At 67.8% G+C, this 2,714-nt stretch carries 1 protein-coding gene; it reads right to left on the bottom strand.

Annotated features, from left to right (window positions below; translation table 11 throughout):
• Positions 1–196: 196 nt before the first annotated feature.
• Positions 197–2,714 (bottom strand): DUF2339 domain-containing protein (locus tag JWR89_RS24735; protein WP_299720843.1); only part of this gene is annotated, 2,518 nt, incomplete at its 5' end.

The following is a 2,714-nucleotide window of genomic DNA, read 5'->3' as shown; positions in this document are numbered from 1 at the left end:
AGCAACGCTTGAACGAAAGTACGGTTTCGTGATCGGGGACGACAGCAATTTTTCTTTATCACGTCTCAACTGCCCGCAGCCGTCATTGCGAGGAGCCCTTGCGACGAAGCAATCCAGTCTTCGCCTGTGGCTCTGGATTGCCGCGTCGCTTCGCTCCTCGCAATGACGGCTGAGGGGCCGTTCATCCGAAAACGCTCTACGTTCCATCCATACTGGGCGCCACCGCCACCGGCGGCGGCAATCGCCGGCTGAACAGGATGCGCTGGTACAGCCAGCCGATCGCTACCAGCACCAGGCCGAGGCACATGAAGGACAATGCGCGGTACACGCCGGTCAGCACCGACATGTCGATCAGGAACGCCTTCAGCACGGTCAGGCCGATGACGATGGCCGAAGCCAGCCGCGCGCGCTGCGAATGGACCAGCACGCCGATGCCCAGCAGCACGACGCCGAAAGCGAGCCACGTCAGCGAATAGGTGTACTGCTCCGCGTCGCTGGTGATGCCGCGGCTGAGCACCGGTCCGTGATAGAAGCGGCGCACCTGCAGCGACACGTAGGTCAGGGCCAGCACCAGCGCGAAGCCGGCGATGGTGTTGGCATAGGAAACGGCACGACGGCCGGCGACCGCATAGGACAGCAGCAGCGCCAGCACCGCCGGCAGCGCGTAGCCGAGCAGGATCTCGTTGAAGATCAGGCCGCCGACGTCGTGCGGCCAGAACATCGGCATCTCCAGCAGCAACAGCCCGCCGATGGTCGCGGCACCGGCGAACAGCGTCAGCAACACCGCGCTGACATTGTGCACGATGCTGCCGCTGCGAATCCGCAGCCGCTCCAGCCCGATCGCCATCGCCAGCGCGACGCAGACCTGCAGCGCCACTTCGACCAGGCCGGCGGAGGCGCGGTAGACATTGCCGCCGTTGACCAGATGGCGGATTTCCATGAAGGCCAGCAGCACAGTGAACAGGATCGCGGCGGATTCCACCATGCGCAACGGCGCGTCGTCGCCGCGCCGGCGCAGCAGCACGCTGGCGCCCCAGAACGATGCGGCCGGCACGCCATAGCCCCACAGCAGCCAGTTGAAGATCGGCGTGGTGCCGACGAGATCGCCGACCACCCGCGGTTCCCACGCCATGCGCGCCACCACAATGCTGGCGAGAATCGCGGCGAGCCAGCGCAGGAACGGGATCGGCCGCTGCATCGAAATCCATGCCGTGCCGAGCGCCATCAGCGACAGCGCGATGGTCAGCCAGCCCTTTTCCAGCGCAAAGGTCAGCGCCAGCGCCAGCGCGCCGAGCGTGCCGGTGGCGAACAAGGCGATCGAGATCGACAGGCCGGGCCGCGTCTCGCGCTTGCTGAGGATTTCGGTGGCGGCGGCAAAGCCGGCAGCGATGATCACCGCCAGGATGGCGAACGGAATCGAACGGTCGAGATGGGCGATCCGCGCATACAGCGCGATCAGCAGCGCCAGCGGCGTGAACACCGCGGCGGCCGACCAGATCACCGGCACGATGGCGCTGATCGAGCGTCCCTGCGCCAGGAAGCCGAGGATGCCGAAGCCGGCGGCGAAGATCGCGGCGGTGACCAGATGCAGCGATACCGACGATTCGATCGGGCTGGCGCCGATGCCGGCCAGCGGTCCGCCGGGCAGCACCAGCATGTCGGGATTGCCGCGCACCGCCCATTCCAGGAATACGAGGGCGACAAAGCCAGACGCCACCGCGACTGCGGCGGTCGCGGCCTGCGCATACCACGCCACGAACAGCGTGGCCGCGACCAGCAGGCCGAACGTCGTCATTCCCATATCCGAGTGAAAGCTGCTCACCGCGACCAGCATGCCGCCGAACAGATAGGCCGACAGCGCGCCGGACGAGATCGCTTCGATCTTGCCTTGCTCGGCCGGCGGTCCGTACAGGAAGCCGCAGACCACCAGCAGCGACGCCAGAAGGAATCCGGCGAGCACATGGAAGGAATTCGGGCCGACATACTTCAGGCCCTCGTTGAGGCCGGGCAGCGTCCACGCTATCGCGAACACGATGGTGGTGACGGCGAGCCAGCGCCATAGCCGGATCCGCGCCAAGCCGAACGACGCCGCCGTGACCACCGCGAGATACAGATACAGCGCCCAGAAGTCCGGCCTGTCGGACGACACCAGCACCGGCGTGACAAAGGCGGCGACGATGCCGAGGCCGGCCAGCGCCGGGCCGTGCAGCAGGGCTGCGGCCATCGTGCACATGGCGACGATGCCGAGCAGGATGAAGGCGGTGGCCGGCACCAGGAAGTCGTACAGCGCGTAGGCGGCATAGACCGTGGCGAAGGCCACCGCGGTGCCGGCGGCGGTGAGGATCGCCGGGATGTTGGCGATTGGCAGCGGCGCGATGGAAGAGAGGTTTTCCTGGCGACGGCTCCATTCGCCGGCGACGAGCAGCGCCAGCGCGAACAGCCCGCCGAGCAGCACGCGGACGCCGGGGCCGAGCAGGCCGGCCTCGATGGAATAGCGCACCATAAAGAAGCCGCCGAGCGCCAGCGTCAGCCCGCCGACCCACACCACCCAGCGGGTGCCGATGCGTTCCTCGAAGCCGGGACCGGCGGGCGGCGCGGTGACGGGGTCTGCTTCGGCCGCGGGCCGTTCGAAAACCGGCGGCGCGACCGCCGGGGCGGGCCGCGTCCATTTTTCTTCCTTGACGGGCTGCGGCGCCGCGGCGGCGATGTCCGGC

The sequence above is a fragment of the Tardiphaga sp. genome, from assembly GCF_028290785.1.
Classification (GTDB): Bacteria; Pseudomonadota; Alphaproteobacteria; order Rhizobiales; family Xanthobacteraceae; genus Tardiphaga.
This window is presented reverse-complemented; position numbering and strand designations above follow the sequence as displayed.